The following is a 15,231-nucleotide window of genomic DNA, read 5'->3' as shown; positions in this document are numbered from 1 at the left end:
GGGGGAGGTGCGATGAGCGCGGTCAAACGTGGTTTTTTTGCCAACCTGGGGATGGCGCGCAAGCTGGGCCTGGGCTTTGCCCTGGTCCTGCTGCTGACCGCCGTTGTGGCGTTCTGCGCCATTGCCGCGCTGCACAGCGTCGGCCAGCGATTCGATAGCCTCAAGCAGATCACGGCGCTCAACACCGGGCTGCTCAAGGTGCGCTTGCAGGAACAAGCCTTTGCCCTGCGCTCCGACCCCAAGGCCGTGGAAGCCGTGCATCAAGGGTTGGAGGCGTTGCTGGCCCAGGTGCGGGACCTGCCGCAGTTGACCGGCAGCGGTGTCGAGCAGGCATTGAATGACTATCGCCAACGCTTCGATGAGTTCGTCGCACTGACCCAGTCCAAGGAGCTGGCGTTGGACATGGCCAGTTGGTCGGTATCGAGTGTCTCCAACAACCTTGACGTGCTGCAGGCCGGGCTGGCCGACGACGGCACCTACACCCTCAAGGACAGCCAGGGCCAGCAGGGTGCCGAGTTCGTCGAGCAGTCCGGCCAGGTGGCCCAGGTCGCCCGGTTGATGCTCCAGGCCATGGACGAGGCACGGGTGCGCCTGGAGCACAATCGCAAGGGCAGCGAGGAAGCCCGCCAGGGCCGTATCGAGCAGGCCGAGCAAGCTGGTGCACTGGTCGAGCAGCTCAAGGCCGGGGTCAGCGATGCCGGTTACCAGACCGTACTCAACGAAGTCAGTGGCCATATCGGCAGTTTCAGCGAAAAGCTGGGGGAGTACACCGACTTGCTCGCGCGCGAGCAGCAACTCAAGCAGTTGCTGCAGCAACAGGCCACTCAGGTGACCACCCAGGTCGACCAGGCCAGCCTCCTGCAAGAGCAGATCATGCAGGATGAGCTCAAAAGGAATGCCGTATCGATCCTGCTGGCCTCACTGCTGGCGTTACTCACTGGCGTGGTGGCGGCCTGGCTGATCACCCGCGCGGTGGTCGGGCCGCTGCGGCAGGTGATCGGGCGCGCCGAGCAGATCGCCGCCGGTGACCTGAGTGGCACCATCAGCGTTGATCGCCGGGATGAAATCGGTCAGTTGATGCAGGCCATGCAACGCATGGGCTCGGGCTTGAGCGGCATTGTCAGCGGCTTGCAGCACGGTATCGAGCAGTTGGCGAGCAATGCCCAATCGCTGTCGGCGGTGGCCGAGCAGACCAACCGTGAGGTCGGCAGCCAGAAGGAGGAAACCGAACAGGTGGCCACCGCGATGCAGCAGATGACCGCCACGGTTCATGATGTCGCGCGCAATGCCGAAGAGGCTGCATTGGCAGCCCAGGCGGCGGATGACAAGGTTGGTAGCGGCCAGCAGGTGGTACGCCAGGGGATGCAGCGGATCGAACAACTGGCCCGTTCCGCCGAATCGGCCAGTCTGGGTATCGAAAGCCTGAGCGCCGAAATCCAGACCATCGCAACGGTACTGGACGTGATCAAGAGCGTGGCGGAACAGACCAACCTGCTGGCCCTCAACGCCGCCATCGAAGCGGCCCGGGCCGGCGAGCAGGGTCGCGGTTTTGCCGTGGTGGCCGATGAGGTACGGGCCCTGGCCCGGCGCACCCGGCAGTCCACCGAGGAGATCGAACACCTGGTCAGCCGTTTGCGCGGTAGCGCCCAGGCTTCGGTGGCGCAGATCCAGGGCAGTAGCGAACTGGTCAAACAGGCGGTGGCCGACGCCCTGCAGACCGAAAGTGCCCTGGGCAGCATTGCGGCGGCGGTGTCATTGATCCAGCAGATGAACCAGCAGATTGCCGCCGCAGCCGAAGAGCAGAGCTCGGTGGCCGAGGAGATCAATCGCAGCGTCACCCAGATTCGCAGCAGCGCCGATCAGTCGGCAGTGGCGATGAAGGGCAATGCACGTTCCAGTGTCGAGCTGGCGCAGTTGGGTAATGACCTGAAGGGCATGGTCGGGCATTTCAGGCTTTGATTACCAACTGTGCAGCCATCTCAAACCTTGCGCCCGTTGAGAATCATCAAGGTCAGCACACCCGCCACGATCCCCCAGAACGCCGAACCGATCGAGAACAGGGTAAAGCCCGACGCCGTGACCATGAAGGTGATCAACGCCGCCTCGCGCTCCTTCGCCTCGTTCATGGCCACGGTCAGGCCATTCATGATCGAGCCGAACAGGGCCAGGGCGGCAATCGACAGCACCAGTTCCTTGGGCAGGGCGGCGAAGAGGGCGGCCAGGGTTGCGCCGAAGATGCCGGCGATGCCGTAGAAGACGCCACACCAGACCGCGGCGGTATAGCGCTTGTTCGGGTCTTCATGAGCGTGGGGGCCGGTGCAGATGGCCGCGCTGATGGCCGCCAGGTTGATGCCGTGGGAACCGAAGGGGGCCAGCACCAGCGAGGCCAGGCCGGTGACCGAGATCAGCGGCGATGCCGGTACCTGGTAACCGTCGGCGCGCAGCACGGCGACGCCTGGCATGTTCTGCGAGGTCATGGCCACCACGAACAGCGGAATGCCGATGCTGATGGTCGCCGCCAGGGAAAAGCTCGGCGTGGTCCAGACCGGTGTCGCGACTTCCAGGCGAAAGCCGCTGAAATCCAGCAAGCCCATGGCGCCGGACAAGGCCGTGCCCACCAGCAAGGCGGCGAGCACCGCATAACGCGGCGACAGGCGCTTGACGATCAGGTAGCTGAAGAACATCCCCAGCACCAGAGTGGTGCGGTGCTGGGCGGCGATGAAGATCTCGCTGCCGATCTTGAACAGGATGCCGGCCAGCAAGGCCGACGCCAGCGAGGCGGGGATACGCTTGACCAGGCGTTCGAAACTGCCGGTCAGGCCGCAGATCACCACCAGCACGGCACAGGTGATGTAGGCGCCGATGGCTTCGCCGTAGCTGACGCCGCCCAGGCTTGTGATCAGAAGCGCCGCGCCGGGGGTCGACCAGGCCACCGTGATCGGCGTGCGGTAGCGCAGGGACAGGCCGATGCTGCAAACGGCCATGCCGATCGACAGCGCCCAGATCCAGGAGGATATCTGCCCGCTGGTCAGGCCTGCCGCCTGACCGGCCTGGAACATCAGCACCAGGGAGCTGGTGTAGCCGGTCATCATGGCAATGAAACCGGCGACGACGGCTGAGGGCGAAGAGTCGGCCAGCGGGCGCAATTGCGCAGAGGTGGCATCGGACATGGGGGTCGATCCTTGTTCTAGGTGTAAGCAGTTTTTTCAGACTACCGTGCAGGTTGTTGACCGTTGCCATACAGCAGGCATTGCATTTAGCCGTACAGTCACCAACTATGAGTGCGGCCAGGTTTCAGCCTTTGAATGGGGGGAGCGATGTACAAGGTTTATGGAGATTACCAGTCGGGCAATTGCTACAAGGTCAAGCTGATGTTGCACCTGCTCGGCCTGCCCTATGAGTGGCACTCGGTGGATATTCTCAAGGGTGAGACGGAAACCCCGGCGTTCCTGTCCATGAACCCCAACGGCAAGGTGCCGGTGCTGGAACTCGAAGACGGGACCTACCTGTGGGAATCCAACGCGATCCTCAACTTCCTCGCCGACGGCACCGAGTTCCTGCCTGCCTCGCCACGTTTGCGCACGCAAGTGCTGCAATGGCAGTTCTTCGAGCAGTACAGCCACGAGCCCTACATCGCCGTGGCGCGCTTCATCCAGTTCTACCTGGGGCTGCCGCAGGAACGTATTGAGGAATACAAGAGCTTGCACAAGGGCGGTTACAAGGCCCTGCGGGTGATGGAAAAACAGCTGCAGCTAACGCCTTTCCTGGTCGGCGAAAGCTACTCGATCGCCGACGTCGCGCTGTATGCCTACACCCATGTCGCCCAGCAGGGGGGCTTTGACCTGGACGGCTTCCCGGGCATCCAGGCATGGCTGGAGCGTGTCGCCAGCCATCCCCGTCATGTGCCCATGATCGGTTGATCGATCAGGCGGCAAAACGCTTGTTGAGGTAGTCGATGATCACCTTGGATTCGTACATCCAGGTGGTCTTGCCGTCTTCTTCGATGCGCAGGCACGGCACCTTGACCTTGCCGCCCTCGGCGAGCAGGGCCTGGCGGTGCTGTTCGTCGTTCTTGGCATCGCGCAGGGCCACCGGCACATTCAGGCGGTGCAGGGTGCGGCGGGTTTTCACGCAGAAGGGGCAGGCGTGGAACTGATAAAGGCTCAGGCCCTTGGCCTGTTGCTCGACCTTGGCCTGGGCCGCGGGGTCGCGCTTGAGCTTGGCCGGGCGACTGATCCAGTCGGCGAATACGATCAACTGGCCAAGGCCCACACGCAGTGCTTTGACGATCATGGCAACTCCTGGGAATGAAAAAAGCCGACCACGGTGGGTCGGCTCGATGACGCGCCTGCTTACTTGATCAGGCTGAGGAACTCGCTGCGGGTGGCGGCGTTTGCGCGGAACGAACCGAGCATTACCGAGGTGATCATGGTCGAGTTCTGCTTCTCGACGCCACGCATCATCATGCACATGTGCTTGGCTTCGATGACCACTGCCACGCCCAGGGCGCCGGTGACCTGCTGGACCGCCTCGGCGATCTGGCGGCTGAGGTTTTCCTGGATCTGCAGGCGACGTGCGTACATGTCGACGATCCGCGCCACCTTCGACAAGCCCAGGACCTTGCCATCGGGAATGTAGGCAACGTGGGCCTTGCCGATGAACGGCAGCATATGGTGTTCGCACAACGAGTACAGCTCGATGTCCTTGACCAGGACCATTTCGCTGTTGTCGGAGCTGAACAGGGCGCCGTTGGTGACTTCTTCCAGGGTTTGTTCATAACCGCGGCAAAGGTACTGCATGGCCTTCGCAGCCCGCTTGGGCGTGTCGAGCAGGCCCTCGCGGGAGACGTCCTCGCCGAGTTGGCCGAGGATAGCGGTGTAGTTCTGTTCCAGGGACATGGATCTACCTGTGGTATTTATCGCAAACGCGAAGGGTACGGCGGCTGTGACGACGCTGCAAGCGCGGCGTTACTCGTCACGGCCTTCGAGCATGGTTCGTTTGAGCATGACATACACCGCACCGGTGCCGCCATGGCGGGCCTGGCACGAGGTAAAGCCCAGTACTTGCGGGTGCTGGCGCAGCCAGGTGTTGACGTGGCTCTTGATCATCGGCTTCTTGCCATCCAGGCGCACGGCCTTGCCGTGGGTGACCCGCACGCAGCGCACTTCGAAACGGGTGGCCTCGGCCAGGAAGGCCCAGAGGGTCTCGCGGGCCTTTTCGACATTCATGCCGTGCAGGTCGAGGCTGCCTTCGAAAGCGATCTGGCCCAGCTTGAGCTTGCGCATCTGGCTTTCCTGAACGCCATCACGGCGCCAGTGCAGATCGTCTTCGGGGCCGACATCGATGACGAACTGGTCCGAAAGTCCATCGACCACACTCTGGTCGCTTCGGACGGTGGCCGCCTGGCGCAGGCCGGCCAGCTGCTTGCGGTCGGCCTTGGGCTTGCCGACCTCGGCGCGATCATGCTTGATCGGCTTGACGCCGCGCATCTCGCTCTTGAACAGGGAAAAATCGTCGTCTTGCATGTAAGCCTCCGCCTGGGCGGCGCAGTTTACGCGACTCCTCCACAGGTTGCAGTCAATCGTGTTTCTTCATCAGGTGCGGCGACAGGTTCAGCTCCCGGCTGCGGCGCAGGCGTAGACGGCTGCGGCGCCAGAACCAGATACCCAGGTACAGCAACAACAGGCCGGCGGCGAGGATCACCGCGGCCCCGGCGCGGTTGGCATTGAGCTCGGCCAGCGCCTCGGGATTGCCGAGCAGGCTGGCGGTGCCGGCCATGGCCAGGAGCACGCCCAGGGTCGCCAGCAACGCCGAAAAGGCTGCCGCCAGGCGTGCGCCCCAGTTGCGTGGCTCACGCTGGCGCAAGCGCTTGGCATCGAAACCGTCGGACAATTTCATTGCCGATTTCCTCTATGGATATCCGGTGTTGGACCGAAAAGCCGCAAGGTGGTTCCGCCAGCCCGTTGCCCGACCGCTCAGATCAGGCTGCTGGTGGGGGCCACGCAGGCGAAGTTGTCGGCCATGATCGCCATCTCGCTCTGCTGGATCTGCGCAGCGGGAATGACACCGTCCTTGAATGGCAGGTCACGGGTGGCGCAGGCATCCTCGATCAGGGTGCAACGGTAACCATAGTCCTTGGCCCGGCGCACGGTGGTGCTGACACTGGAGTGGCTCATGAAACCGCAGACGATCAAGTCAAGGTGACCGAAGCGCTGCAGGGTTTCGTGCAGCTGGGTGTTCTTGAACGCGTTGGGCATGCGCTTTTCGATGATCACCTCGTCGCCCTGGGGTTCGAGGCCCGGGATGAACTCGCCGCGCGGGCCCTGGGGGTCGAACAGGCCACCGACGGTGCCCAGGTGGCGCACATGGATGATCGGGCGACCGGCCTTGCGGGCAGCCTCGAGCATTTTAGCGATGTTCTTCACCGCCTCGTCCATGCCCGACAACGCCAGCGGACCGCTGAGGTACTCTTTTTGCGCGTCGATAATGACCAGGCTGGCATTGCTCAGTTTGGCCGGCGGATAGCCGCGGCCACTGAGGTGGAACATCGTCGTTGGAACAGACATCAAGGGCTCCTTTGGATAGGGCTTTTCACCTATTGTCCCCTGCCTGAGCACTTATGTGAATCGCTTCGCGTACAAGTGGCGTGGTTAGTGGCCTGCAGCCATGTCGGTGAAAAACTTACAGGGTGTTTTGCCGACCTTTTCCTTGACCGGGCTGGTAGAATCGCAGGTCGTCTTTCAAGGAGTCTGTCGTGATCACTTCTCGCCTGCGCACCCTGCGCGATCATATCCGTTGGGCTGTCAGCCGCTTCCATGAGCATGGCCTGTTTTTCGGGCATGGCGCCGATAACGCCTGGGACGAGGCGCGGCTGCTGGTGCTGGGTGCGGTGCACCTGCCCTGGGAAATTGCCGACAGTTACCTTGACTGCCAGTTGGAAGACGACGAGCTGGTGCACCTGCAACGCCTGCTCAAGCGCCGCATCGAAGACCGCGTGCCTACCGCCTACCTGCTGGGCGAGGCATGGTTCTGCGGCCTGTCGTTCATCGTCGACGAACGTGTGCTGATTCCACGCTCGCCCATCGGCGAGCTGATCGAAAAGCGCTTCGCGCCGTGGCTGGCCAGCGAGCCTGCGCGCATCCTCGACCTGTGCACCGGGTCCGGCTGCATTGGTATCGTCAGTGCCGAGGTGTTCCCGGACGCCGAGGTGGTGCTGGCCGACCTGTCGTTCGACGCGCTGGAGGTCGCCAACCAGAACATCGAGCGCCATGGGCTCGATGAGCGTGTGTACACCGTGCAGGGCGATGGTTTCGAAGGTTTGCCGGGCCAGCGTTTCGACCTGATCCTGTCCAACCCGCCCTATGTCGATGCCGAAGACTTCGCCGACATGCCGCAGGAATACCATCACGAACCGGAGCTGGGGCTGGCCTGCGGCAACGACGGCCTGGACCTGGTACGGCGGATGCTGGCCGAGGCGGCGGATCACCTGAGCGAAAAAGGCCTGCTGATCGTCGAGGTGGGCAACAGCCAGGTGCACGTCGAGGCGTTGTACCCGGAGGTGGACTTCACCTGGCTTGAGTTCGAACGTGGTGGGCACGGGGTGTTCATGCTCACGGCCGACCAGTGCCGCCAGCACCAGGGGCTGTTTGCTTCGCGGGTGTGAGGTGTGATTTTTCGCGGGGCAAGCCACGTCGCCCCGCGATGGTTTTCAACGGTGGGTGGCAATCCAGATCAGCAACCCGGCCTGGAACACCGCAAAGGCCACCAGGCAGGTGATGGTAAAGCGCAAGCCGCTGTCTTCGCGGCGGTACTTGCTGACCCGCTCGTCACGCTCGCGTAGCTGCGCTTCCTTTTCCTGCAGGTTCTGGTCGGCCTGCTGGAGCATCTGGGCGGCATCGAGAATCTCGATGCGCTGCACCTTTTCGCTGTTCCAGCCGCCCTTGAGCTCACCCACCTGCACCTCGACGTAGCGGCCCTTGAGGTGCTGGGCATCGGCGTATTCCACCTCCAGGCCATGGCTGTGCAGCACATGGTCGCGGCGCAGGCGGGTGTCTTCGTTGAGCGCGTCCTTGTTCGCCAGGGCCGCGCCCTCGACCCGGTAGTGCGACCACTTGCGCTGGGCCCAGCTCACGGCCTGGGCCAGCAGAAAGCGGCCCAGGCCACGGTTCAAGGGTTCGATCTGCAGGCCGCTGTCGGGGCCGACGCGTACACGTTTTTGCTGATGGTCGACCCAGATGTCCAGGTGGTTCTGCTCCTTGCGCACTTTCTGCCCCGGCAGCTGGATGGCCAGGCGCAGCAGGCTCATGTCCTTGTTGTGGCGCTCGGCATAACCATACTGGACGAAACGCAACGGGCGGGCACCGCTGTTGCGGTCAGTGGGCAGCGGCGCCAGGCGCAGCATCTGGAAATGCTCCGGGGCGACCTCGGCCCAGGGCAGCGGGGCAGGTTCCGACACGGCCTCTGGCGTTTCGGGGGCTTCCTGGGGGGCGGCTTCAGTCATCACGGCAATCCTCTTGTGCGCAGCAGGCTGGACACAATCTCCATGCCAGCACCGGCTTATCGGCAGGATCGTTCAGGACTGGAGGTTGAATTTCACGCAGTGACGTTCAGGCGGCCGGGAGCCTGTGGATAAAGTCGACGATCCGCTCGCCCAACTCGCTGGCTTGCGGCAGTTGCGGGTTCAGATAAGCATCGCGCTGCAGGCGGGCGTCCTGCGGGGCGATGCGCAGCATGTGGTTCATGCCCTGGATCAGCACCAGTTCGGCCTCGGGGCGGGCCGCCTTGAGACGCTCGGCATTGCTGACATCGACCTGGATGTCGTGGGTGCCCTGGATGATCAGGGCCGGTACCTGGACGCTGGCGAACGCCGCTGCCGGATCCTGGCGGAACAGTGAGATCAGGTACGGCTGGACGCTGGGGCGCAACACATCCTGCAAGGGTGGGGGGACGCTGTAGGAGACCCGGCCGGCCTTGAGGTTGTCGAGTATCTGCCTGGCCGGTGCCACGTAGCGATCGGCCAGGCGCTCGACGATCTGGGCACGAAAGACTTCATCGATCGGCCGACCGCTGCCGGCCACGCTGATCAGGGCGCTGGCGCCACCGGGCTGCGCGGCCAGGCTGGCAATCAGCGCACCTTCGCTGTGACCGAGCAGAATCAGCGGGCCGAAGCGCGGATCGGCCTTGAGCTTGCGGCTCCAGGCCACGGCATCGGCGACGTAGGCTTCGACCGTCAGGTCGCGCTCGTCCGGCGTGGCCGCCTGGCTGGCGGCCACGCCGCGCTTGTCGTAGCGCACGCTGGCGATGTGGTTTTTCGCCAGCACCAGGGCCAGCTGTTTGAGGTTGTCGGTGTGGGCGCCGTCGGGGTTGTTGCCGTTGCGGTCGGTGGGGCCGGAGCCGGGGATGATCAACACCACCGGCGGCGGTTGCTCGCTGCGCGGCAACAACAGGCTGCCATACAGCGTGCCGTTGCCGGTATCGAGACTGATCGGCCGTTGCAGAACCGTGGGAGCAGCTGCCTGGACCAGGCCGCTGAACAGCAGGGCGAGTACCGCGAGAACGCGCAACATCAGGGGGCCACTATCGAGAAGATGGCTTTTTGACCAGTGTCCCGGCAGAAGGTTCGCCGTCAGGGATGAACTGAATGGTTAGCCTGCGTATACTGGCGGCCTTGTTCAAATCAGGCTGATTCGCGGAGCGTCCTGCATGTCCGGCAATACCTACGGCAAGCTGTTCACTGTCACCACCGCTGGCGAAAGCCATGGTCCGGCGTTGGTCGCCATTGTCGATGGCTGTCCGCCGGGCCTGGAAATTTCCCTGGCCGACCTGCAGCATGACCTGGACCGGCGCAAGCCCGGCACCAGCCGGCACACCACCCAGCGCCAGGAAGCCGACGAAGTCGAGATCCTCTCCGGGGTGTTCGAGGGACGTACCACCGGTTGCGCCATCGGCCTGCTGATTCGCAACACCGACCAGAAGTCCAAGGACTACTCGGCGATCAAGGACCTGTTCCGCCCGGCCCACGCCGACTACACCTATCACCACAAGTACGGCGAGCGTGACTACCGTGGCGGCGGTCGCAGCTCGGCGCGGGAAACCGCCATGCGTGTGGCGGCCGGTGCCATCGCCAAGAAGTACCTGGCCACCCAGGGCATCCGCATTCGTGGCTACATGAGCCAGCTGGGTCCGATCGAGATTCCGTTCAAGACCTGGGACTCGGTGGAGCAGAACGCCTTCTTCAGCCCCGACCCGGACAAGGTGCCGGAGCTCGAGGCCTACATGGACCAGCTGCGCCGTGACCAGGACTCGGTGGGGGCGAAGATCACCGTGGTCGCCGAGGGCGTGATGCCGGGCCTGGGCGAACCGATCTTCGATCGTCTGGATGCCGAGCTGGCCCATGCGCTGATGAGCATCAACGCGGTCAAGGGCGTGGAGATCGGCGCAGGTTTCGCCAGCGTCGCCCAGCGCGGCACCGAGCACCGCGACGAGATGACCCCGGAAGGTTTCCTCAGCAACAATGCCGGCGGCATCCTCGGCGGCATTTCTTCCGGCCAGCCGATCGTTGCCCACCTGGCCCTGAAGCCGACCTCGAGCATCACCACCCCCGGGCGCTCCATCGATATCCACGGCAACCCGGTGGAAGTGATCACCAAGGGCCGTCACGATCCGTGCGTGGGCATCCGCGCCACGCCGATCGCCGAGGCGATGATGGCCATCGTGCTGATGGACCACTTGCTGCGCCATCGCGGGCAGAACGCCGATGTGAAGGTGAGCACGCCGGTACTGGGCCAGCTGTAATGCGGGTAGCCGTCCTGCGCGCCGCGGCTTGCTGAGCCGTGGCGCCGCTTCCCTACTGGCGACTGTCCAGTTTCTACCTGTTCTACTTTGCCTTGCTCGGTTCTACAGCGCCTTTCCTGGCGCTGTATTTCGATCACCTGGGGTTCTCCAGCGCGCGTATCGGCGAGCTGGTGGCCATCCCCATGCTGATGCGCTGCATCGCCCCCAACCTGTGGGGCTGGCTCGGTGACCGCAGTGGCCAGCGCCTGTTGATCGTGCGCCTGGGGGCGCTGTCGACGCTGGCGACCTTTTCCCTGATCTTCTTCGACAAGAGCTACGCCTGGCTGGCGCTGGTGATGGCCCTGCATGCGTTTTTCTGGCACGCGGTGCTGCCGCAGTTCGAAGTGATCACCCTGGCGCACCTGCAGGGGCAGACAGCGCGCTACAGCCAGATCCGCCTGTGGGGTTCGATCGGTTTCATCCTCACCGTGGTCGGCCTGGGGCGCCTGTTCGACTGGCTGAGCCTGGATGTCTACCCGCAGACCCTGGTCATCATCATGGCCGGTATCGTCCTGGCCAGCCTCTGGGTGCCCAATGCCCAGCCGCCCGGGCAGAACGAGCGCAGCGGCGGCGCGGGCTTTCTCAAGCAGCTGGCCAGCCCCGGCGTGGCGGCGTTCTATGCCTGTGTGGCGCTGATGCAGCTCAGTCACGGGCCTTACTACACCTTCCTGACCCTGCACCTGGAACACCTGGGCTACAGCCGCGGCATCATCGGTATGCTCTGGGCCCTTGGGGTGGTGGCCGAAGTGTTGATGTTCATGGCCATGAGCTGGATCCTGGCCCGGGTGTCCCTGCGTCGTGTGCTGATGGCCAGTTTCGCCCTGGCGGCGTTGCGCTGGGTGCTGCTGGGTAATTTCGCCGAACACTTGTGGGTGTTGCTGTTTTCCCAGGTCCTGCATGCGGCCACCTTTGGTAGTTTCCACGCAGCCTCCATTGCCTTCGTGCAACGCAGTTTCGGTGCACGCCAGCAAGGCCAGGGCCAGGCCCTGTATGCTGCTCTGGCGGGCACCGGCGGCGCCCTGGGTGCCCTGTATTCAGGCTACAGCTGGAACCTTTTGGGGCCCGCTACCACCTTTAGTATTGCCAGCGTCGCAGCCCTGGCTGCAGCCGTTATCATGGCGACCCGAATGAAAGAGGAAAGGGCATGAGCCTGACCGTTTACCACTGCTCCACCCCGGACATTCCCAACAAGGTGCTGACCCACGCCGAGGACATCGCGGCGACCCTGGCCGAGCAGGGCGTGCGTTTCGAGCGCTGGCAGGCTGTTGCGCCGATCCCGTCGGGTGCCGACGATGACGCGGTGATCGCTGCCTACCAGGGCGATATCGACCGGCTGATGACCGCAGGGGGTTACCGCTGTATCGATGTCGAACGTGTCAGCAGCCGGGAGCCGCAACCGGTCGAATTGCGCGAGTGCACCCGCGAAGAAGACCTGGTGCGCCTGTTCGTCGCCGGTCGCGGGATGTTCACCCTGCGTGTCGGTGACTATGTCTATGCGCTGGCGTGCGAGAAAAACGACCTGATCGTGCTGCCGGCAGGTACCCGACACTGGGTCGACATGGGCGAGACCCCGCATTTCGTGGTGATCCGCTTGTTCAACACCTGCGCGCAGGGTGGGAATGCGGTGTTCACGGGCGAACCGATCGCCGAGTCGTTTGCACGACTGGATGATTGACCCGGATTTACCGCGCGCAATCCCGGCAGCAGGGTAGATGTGATCGGTGGGAGCGGCTACTGACGTTCAATGATAGGTCGGCAATGCAAACCGTTGCTGGCTCTGTAGCCTGGAAATCACCGGCAACTCGCTGGCCTGTTCGGCCAGGTCCCGGCGAATCGCACTGATCGCCCAAGTCAGTTGTTCGGCGCTGTGCAACTGGCCGTAGGAAATCGAGCGCTGGACCTGCTTGCCATCTGCCGCACGCAAGGTCAGCAGGATGCCGCCATCAGGGCGCGCCTGGGTGGTCACGTCGTAGGTGGAGAATACCGAGGCGAATTTTTGCTGGATGAGGTCCATATCAACTCCTGGCTGTGAATGGCAGACATGGAGTGATGGGTGCAGTGAGTGTGCCAGCTTTCCATGAATAATATTTTTCTTGTTAATCAATGGCTTGCATATACTTTTGGGAGCGGGCCGTCGTGCATTGTGCAAGGCCGCGGAGGTTGCGCCATGCATTTTGCAAGATCCTGCGCCAATAGAATTGCTCTGTCGGCACCATGGGTTATCCACAATGGACCGGCAATCGTCCCTGGCAAATACTTGGGCTTTTCCGGCTGCCAGGAGGTTCCCCATGTCCGATCAACGTAGCGCCACCCCCATGAACGACGACCAGACCGCTGCGTTCGCCGAGCAGGTTTTCGACCGGGCGCGCCAGGGCGATGCCGCGACGCTCGCACGCCTGCTGGACAGCGGCCTGCCCGCCAACCTGCGCAACCACAAGGGCGATACCTTGCTGATGCTCGCCAGCTATCACGGTCATGTCGAGGCCGTTGAGGTTCTGCTCCAGCACGGCGCCGACCCGCTGATCGCCAACGACAACGGTCAGTTGCCCCTGGCGGGTGCAGCCTTCAAGGGCGACCTGGCCATGGTCCGCCTGCTGGTGGAGCAGGGTGTCGCCGTGGATTCGGCCGGGGCCGACGGGCGCACCGCGCTGATGATGGCGGCCATGTTCAACCGCCGCGCCATTGTCGAGTACCTGCTGGGCCAGGGTGCCGATGCGCAGCGCCAGGATGCCCGGGGCATCAATGCGCTGGGTGCGGCCCAGGCCATGGGCGCCGCCGACACTTCTGCGCTGCTTCAGGCGCTGGCCGGCTAACCCCCAGGGGCCGTTTGCGGCTATCCTTGGCGACTTTTTTTATCGTCGCAGGGCCCCTTCATGAAATCCAAACTGGTCGAACTCATCGGCAAAATCAGCGCTGGCTGCATGCGCGAGGACGACATCGAGCGCATCGCCGACGAAGCCGCCCAGGCCTATGCCGACCCGCAAGCCTTTCTCGCTGCCAATCCCGACATCAATTATGACGACAGCTTCCCGATCGCCCTGGGTGAGTGGGTAGTCGTCGGCAGCCTGCCGGACACCGTGCTGTTCCAGGCCGATACCTACCAGGACCTGTTCGCCCAGATCGTCGACTCCTTCGACAAGAGCGTGGCCTTCAACCTCAAGCCCAAGCAACTGGCCAAGGCCGACCCCCTGACCGCACTCAACCGCATCCAGGTGCAGATGGGGGCGATGAACAAGGAGGCGGGTGGTTACGTGCTGGTGAACTTCAGCCAGTTGCTCGATGACGAGCTGCAGATGGTCATGGTGGGCAACAACGACCTGGCGCGGGTGCTGGAGCTGTGTGTCGAGCTCGACATCAGCGCAGCACCGGCGCTGGAAGCGTTAAAGGTGGCGGTACACGTTTAGCCCAGGGCGGTATCGAGGAACATCATCACCGCAAAGCCGCCCATCAGGCCCAGGGTCGCCGAGGTCTGGTGGCCGTTGCGGTGGGTTTCCGGAATCACCTCGTGGGATACCACGAAGATCATCGCGCCGGCGGCCAGGCCCATGCTCACCGGGTAGGCGATGGCAAAGCCGGTGGAAATGCCCAGGCCAATGATGGCGCCCAGCGGCTCCATCAGACCTGAGCCGATTGCCACCAACGCCGCCTTGAAGCTCGACAATCCGGTGGCCCGCAAGGCCAGGGCCACCGCCAGCCCTTCGGGAATGTCCTGGATGGCGATGGCGCTGGTCAGCGGCAGGCCGACATTGAGGTCGCCATTGGCGAAGCTCACGCCGATGGCCATGCCTTCGGGCAGGTTGTGCAGGGTGATTGCCAGCACGAACAGCCAGACCCGGTTGATCCGTTCGGCCTGTGGGCCGCAGGGGCCGGTGCTTTCGTGTTCATGCGGGGTGAAGCGGTCCAGGCCCAGCATCAGCAATACGCCCAGGCCCATGCCGACCACCACGGTCAATGCCGCGTAGGGGCCATTGCCGGTGATCTCGCGGGCGGCGTCGAGGCCAGGCAGGATCAGTGAGAAGGAACTGGCGGCGAGCATCATTCCGGCGGCAAAGCCGAGCATCACATCCTGGCTGCGGGCGCTGACGTCCCGCAGTACCACGGCCATGATGGCGCCCAGGGCGGTTGCGGCAAATCCGGCCAGGCCGCCGAGCATGGCCAGCTGCAGGTTGTGCTGGTGATCACCGTGCACCGCATTCCAGGCGCTGGCCAGCAGCAGGCCGAGCACCGCCAGCAGGCTAAGGCCCAGGCCGGCGCTCAACCATGGCGCGGCGTGTGCCTGTTGCACCCAGGCGTTGAGCAGTGACACGGGAGCCGGGCTGGTGGCGCTTTGGGCGGGGGGCATGACGACCTCTCGGGGCAGGATTCTTTGGCTTGAGTGTAACCAGTGGTGTCGCAACC

General features: G+C 63.7%; 18 protein-coding genes and 1 pseudogene. 9 read left to right on the top strand and 10 right to left on the bottom strand.

Annotation, left to right across the window (positions count from 1 at the left end; translation table 11 throughout):
• Nucleotides 1-12 precede the first annotated feature (12 nt).
• Nucleotides 13-1,098, top strand: a pseudogene (locus ACIQUS_RS10900) (HAMP domain-containing protein); the annotation flags it as partial.
• Nucleotides 1,078-1,959, top strand: coding sequence for a methyl-accepting chemotaxis protein (locus tag ACIQUS_RS10895; protein ID WP_403046801.1), 882 nt, complete (start codon nt 1,078-1,080; stop codon nt 1,957-1,959). The pseudogene ACIQUS_RS10900 and the gene ACIQUS_RS10895, both read left to right, overlap by 21 nt.
• Nucleotides 1,960-1,979: 20 nt before the next feature.
• Here the strand turns inward: ACIQUS_RS10895 and ACIQUS_RS10890 are convergent, their stop codons facing one another.
• Nucleotides 1,980-3,170 carry a benzoate/H(+) symporter BenE family transporter gene (locus ACIQUS_RS10890; RefSeq protein WP_403046595.1) on the bottom strand — a complete coding sequence of 397 codons (1,191 nt, stop codon included), beginning with the start codon at nt 3,168-3,170 and terminating at the stop codon, nt 1,980-1,982.
• A 147-nt stretch (nt 3,171-3,317) separates the two neighbouring features.
• Here ACIQUS_RS10890 and ACIQUS_RS10885 point away from each other — a divergent pair, with 147 nt between their 5' ends.
• Nucleotides 3,318-3,920 carry a glutathione S-transferase family protein gene (locus ACIQUS_RS10885; protein WP_403046592.1) on the top strand — a complete coding sequence of 201 codons (603 nt, stop codon included), beginning with the start codon at nt 3,318-3,320 and terminating at the stop codon, nt 3,918-3,920.
• Between the two features lie 4 nt (nt 3,921-3,924).
• On the opposite strand, the gene ACIQUS_RS10880 is transcribed toward ACIQUS_RS10885, so the two are convergent.
• The 5 genes from ACIQUS_RS10880 to ACIQUS_RS10860 form a co-directional block, all read right to left on the bottom strand.
• A complete protein-coding gene (locus ACIQUS_RS10880; RefSeq protein WP_403046589.1) occupies nt 3,925-4,293 on the bottom strand; it encodes a glutaredoxin in 369 nt (122 codons plus the stop codon).
• 59 nt (nt 4,294-4,352) lie between these two features.
• Entirely contained in the window at nt 4,353-4,898 is a 546-nt protein-coding gene (gene folE / locus ACIQUS_RS10875) for a GTP cyclohydrolase I FolE (protein WP_403046586.1), read from the bottom strand.
• Nucleotides 4,899-4,967: 69 nt separating this feature from the next.
• Nucleotides 4,968-5,525, bottom strand: a complete 558-nt coding sequence (locus ACIQUS_RS10870; protein ID WP_285861675.1) for a Smr/MutS family protein — start codon at nt 5,523-5,525, stop codon at nt 4,968-4,970.
• 52 nt (nt 5,526-5,577) lie between these two features.
• Nucleotides 5,578-5,898, bottom strand: coding sequence for a hypothetical protein (locus tag ACIQUS_RS10865; protein ID WP_403046582.1), 321 nt, complete (start codon nt 5,896-5,898; stop codon nt 5,578-5,580).
• 77 nt (nt 5,899-5,975) lie between these two features.
• Nucleotides 5,976-6,566: a cysteine hydrolase family protein gene (locus tag ACIQUS_RS10860; RefSeq protein WP_403046579.1), complete on the bottom strand. Its 591-nt coding sequence runs from the start codon at nt 6,564-6,566 to the stop codon at nt 5,976-5,978.
• Nucleotides 6,567-6,754: 188 nt separating this feature from the next.
• On the opposite strand from ACIQUS_RS10860, the gene prmB reads away from it, so the two are divergent.
• Nucleotides 6,755-7,663: a 50S ribosomal protein L3 N(5)-glutamine methyltransferase gene (gene prmB / locus ACIQUS_RS10855; protein ID WP_403046576.1), complete on the top strand. Its 909-nt coding sequence runs from the start codon at nt 6,755-6,757 to the stop codon at nt 7,661-7,663.
• A gap of 45 nt (nt 7,664-7,708) precedes the next feature.
• On the opposite strand, the gene ACIQUS_RS10850 is transcribed toward prmB, so the two are convergent.
• Both ACIQUS_RS10850 and ACIQUS_RS10845 read right to left on the bottom strand, forming a co-directional pair.
• Nucleotides 7,709-8,500, bottom strand: a complete 792-nt coding sequence (locus ACIQUS_RS10850; RefSeq protein ID WP_403046573.1) for a hypothetical protein — start codon at nt 8,498-8,500, stop codon at nt 7,709-7,711.
• A gap of 106 nt (nt 8,501-8,606) precedes the next feature.
• Nucleotides 8,607-9,569, bottom strand: a complete 963-nt coding sequence (locus ACIQUS_RS10845) for an alpha/beta hydrolase (RefSeq protein WP_403046799.1) — start codon at nt 9,567-9,569, stop codon at nt 8,607-8,609.
• A gap of 133 nt (nt 9,570-9,702) precedes the next feature.
• On the opposite strand from ACIQUS_RS10845, the gene aroC reads away from it, so the two are divergent.
• The 3 genes from aroC to ACIQUS_RS10830 are packed head-to-tail and all read left to right on the top strand — an operon-like array spanning nt 9,703 to nt 12,508.
• Nucleotides 9,703-10,794 (top strand): chorismate synthase, encoded by a 1,092-nt coding sequence (gene aroC, locus ACIQUS_RS10840; RefSeq protein WP_403046570.1) that lies wholly within the window; start codon nt 9,703-9,705, stop codon nt 10,792-10,794.
• 38 nt (nt 10,795-10,832) lie between these two features.
• The gene (locus tag ACIQUS_RS10835; RefSeq protein ID WP_403046568.1) at nt 10,833-11,981 is read left to right on the top strand and encodes an MFS transporter; all 1,149 of its coding nucleotides are present in this window, start codon (nt 10,833-10,835) and stop codon (nt 11,979-11,981) included.
• Nucleotides 11,978-12,508, top strand: a complete 531-nt coding sequence (locus ACIQUS_RS10830; protein WP_403046566.1) for an acireductone dioxygenase — start codon at nt 11,978-11,980, stop codon at nt 12,506-12,508. The genes ACIQUS_RS10835 and ACIQUS_RS10830 overlap by 4 nt, the downstream gene beginning before the upstream one ends.
• Nucleotides 12,509-12,574: 66 nt before the next feature.
• Here ACIQUS_RS10830 and ACIQUS_RS10825 read toward each other — a convergent pair whose 3' ends face one another.
• Nucleotides 12,575-12,847, bottom strand: coding sequence for a DUF3509 domain-containing protein (locus tag ACIQUS_RS10825; protein ID WP_403046563.1), 273 nt, complete (start codon nt 12,845-12,847; stop codon nt 12,575-12,577).
• A 274-nt stretch (nt 12,848-13,121) separates the two neighbouring features.
• Between ACIQUS_RS10825 and ACIQUS_RS10820 the strand changes: the two genes are divergently transcribed.
• Together ACIQUS_RS10820 and ACIQUS_RS10815 are read left to right on the top strand one after the other, a co-directional pair.
• A complete protein-coding gene (locus ACIQUS_RS10820; protein ID WP_403046561.1) occupies nt 13,122-13,646 on the top strand; it encodes an ankyrin repeat domain-containing protein in 525 nt (174 codons plus the stop codon).
• A gap of 60 nt (nt 13,647-13,706) precedes the next feature.
• The gene (locus ACIQUS_RS10815) at nt 13,707-14,237 is read left to right on the top strand and encodes a hypothetical protein (RefSeq protein ID WP_403046558.1); all 531 of its coding nucleotides are present in this window, start codon (nt 13,707-13,709) and stop codon (nt 14,235-14,237) included.
• Here ACIQUS_RS10815 and ACIQUS_RS10810 read toward each other — a convergent pair.
• Nucleotides 14,234-15,175 (bottom strand): ZIP family metal transporter, encoded by a 942-nt coding sequence (locus tag ACIQUS_RS10810; RefSeq protein ID WP_403046555.1) that lies wholly within the window; start codon nt 15,173-15,175, stop codon nt 14,234-14,236. The two genes, ACIQUS_RS10815 and ACIQUS_RS10810, sit on opposite strands and share 4 nt — an antisense overlap.
• Nucleotides 15,176-15,231 lie beyond the last annotated feature (56 nt).

The organism is Pseudomonas sp. NPDC090755 (assembly GCF_044769005.1).
Lineage (GTDB): Bacteria > Pseudomonadota > Gammaproteobacteria > Pseudomonadales > Pseudomonadaceae > Aquipseudomonas.
This window is presented reverse-complemented; position numbering and strand designations above follow the sequence as displayed.

Bases quoted from the DNA above. Each gene is read 5' to 3' on its own strand.
- ACIQUS_RS10895 (WP_403046801.1), top strand. From the start codon at position 1,078: ATGCAGGCCATGCAACGCATGGGCTCGGGCTTGAGCGGCATTGTCAGC.
- ACIQUS_RS10890 (WP_403046595.1), bottom strand. From the start codon at position 3,170: ATGTCCGATGCCACCTCTGCGCAATTGCGCCCGCTGGCCGACTCTTCG.
- ACIQUS_RS10885 (WP_403046592.1), top strand. From the start codon at position 3,318: ATGTACAAGGTTTATGGAGATTACCAGTCGGGCAATTGCTACAAGGTC.
- ACIQUS_RS10880 (WP_403046589.1), bottom strand. From the start codon at position 4,293: ATGATCGTCAAAGCACTGCGTGTGGGCCTTGGCCAGTTGATCGTATTC.
- folE (WP_403046586.1), bottom strand. From the start codon at position 4,898: ATGTCCCTGGAACAGAACTACACCGCTATCCTCGGCCAACTCGGCGAG.
- ACIQUS_RS10870 (WP_285861675.1), bottom strand. From the start codon at position 5,525: ATGCAAGACGACGATTTTTCCCTGTTCAAGAGCGAGATGCGCGGCGTC.
- ACIQUS_RS10865 (WP_403046582.1), bottom strand. From the start codon at position 5,898: ATGAAATTGTCCGACGGTTTCGATGCCAAGCGCTTGCGCCAGCGTGAG.
- ACIQUS_RS10860 (WP_403046579.1), bottom strand. From the start codon at position 6,566: ATGTCTGTTCCAACGACGATGTTCCACCTCAGTGGCCGCGGCTATCCG.
- ACIQUS_RS10850 (WP_403046573.1), bottom strand. From the start codon at position 8,500: ATGACTGAAGCCGCCCCCCAGGAAGCCCCCGAAACGCCAGAGGCCGTG.
- aroC (WP_403046570.1), top strand. From the start codon at position 9,703: ATGTCCGGCAATACCTACGGCAAGCTGTTCACTGTCACCACCGCTGGC.
- ACIQUS_RS10830 (WP_403046566.1), top strand. From the start codon at position 11,978: ATGAGCCTGACCGTTTACCACTGCTCCACCCCGGACATTCCCAACAAG.
- ACIQUS_RS10825 (WP_403046563.1), bottom strand. From the start codon at position 12,847: ATGGACCTCATCCAGCAAAAATTCGCCTCGGTATTCTCCACCTACGAC.
- ACIQUS_RS10820 (WP_403046561.1), top strand. From the start codon at position 13,122: ATGTCCGATCAACGTAGCGCCACCCCCATGAACGACGACCAGACCGCT.
- ACIQUS_RS10815 (WP_403046558.1), top strand. From the start codon at position 13,707: ATGAAATCCAAACTGGTCGAACTCATCGGCAAAATCAGCGCTGGCTGC.
- ACIQUS_RS10810 (WP_403046555.1), bottom strand. From the start codon at position 15,175: ATGCCCCCCGCCCAAAGCGCCACCAGCCCGGCTCCCGTGTCACTGCTC.